Raw genomic sequence first — 1178 nt, 5'->3', positions numbered from 1 at the left:
AAATTAGTGTAAGTTTGATTGATTACACTATCTAAACATTCTTTTAGATATTTTTCTACATTGTATATGGGGATTACTACGCCTACAGTCTTAGTATACATTATTCAGATTTCCTCTGTAGTAAAATAGCTTTATTTCTCTCCTCTATAATCTCAAATCCATTCTCAAGTAAATATGGAATTGCTAATTTACCTTTAGCCTCCCAATCTCCATTTTTATTTCTCCATGTATCATCTATACATATAATACCATCCTTAGAAAGCTTCTTACATGCTAAGATAGCACATTTAAGATGCATCTTATGGCATTCATCATCATTAATTCTCGAACCAAGATTTTTCTCATACTGCTTTTGACGCAATTCAGTATGCATACTATGATCAAAATCATATGCATCTAAAAACAAATAATCTATCGCAAAATCAATATTCTCAAGGTAATCTTCACCTTTAGAGGTAATTGCTGATATATTTATGCAATTTTTATTTGCTACAAATTTAGCCCACAGGGTATTATGAGGATCCATATCAACTGTAATAAATTTTATATTTTTATCATTACATAACTTTGCGATTAGCATTGTAGATCCTTGACCCGAAACATTTTCTCGTGTAGTGCCTATCTCAATGCAAATTTTTTCATTACAGGTATCTTGTTTTTGTATATAATCTATAAGTAAATCATGGCCATGCTGTCTTGATTTATTAGCGATTTCTTTCATTTTAGTATATCTTTGATATATTTGTTCATTAACTTTTATATTAGATCTATAATAAAAATATTTCATATAAAAATCATATGCCAATTCAATATCATCTAAATAAATCGCCATTTGAGAAAGAAATCTTATATTTCCAAGAAAATCATTGATATTCTTTTTCTCTAAAAAAAATTCAGAATAACTTAATAAACTAGAGCATAACATCTTATTTTCTTTTAAATTGAACACAAGGGATAAAATTAATTCAAATTTTTGCTGATCAGTCAAATCACTGCCCAATAAATAAACATCCATTGTTTCAAAAAAATCACTCGACTCGATAATTCTTTTGGTATATAAATCCACATCTTGACCAAAACTCGGACAAAATTCACCCCAAGAACCAAATAAGAAATTATTCTCTTGAGTTAATTTGTTATTCTCTTGAGTTAATTTGTTATTCTCTTGAGTTAATTTG

General features: G+C 27.9%; 2 protein-coding genes. Both read right to left on the bottom strand.

What is annotated here, in order from left to right:
* The coding region (locus tag L8V79_RS08085) for a glycosyltransferase family A protein (RefSeq protein ID WP_263703194.1) at window positions 1–101 on the bottom strand (101 nt) is incomplete at its 3' end.
* On the bottom strand, window positions 101–1178 hold a 1078-nt coding region (locus L8V79_RS08080), incomplete at its 5' end, for a hypothetical protein (RefSeq protein WP_263703193.1). The genes L8V79_RS08085 and L8V79_RS08080, both read right to left, overlap by 1 nt.

The sequence above is a fragment of the Campylobacter sp. IFREMER_LSEM_CL2194 genome, from assembly GCF_025771685.1.
GTDB lineage: Bacteria > Campylobacterota > Campylobacteria > Campylobacterales > Campylobacteraceae > Campylobacter_D.
This window is presented reverse-complemented; position numbering and strand designations above follow the sequence as displayed.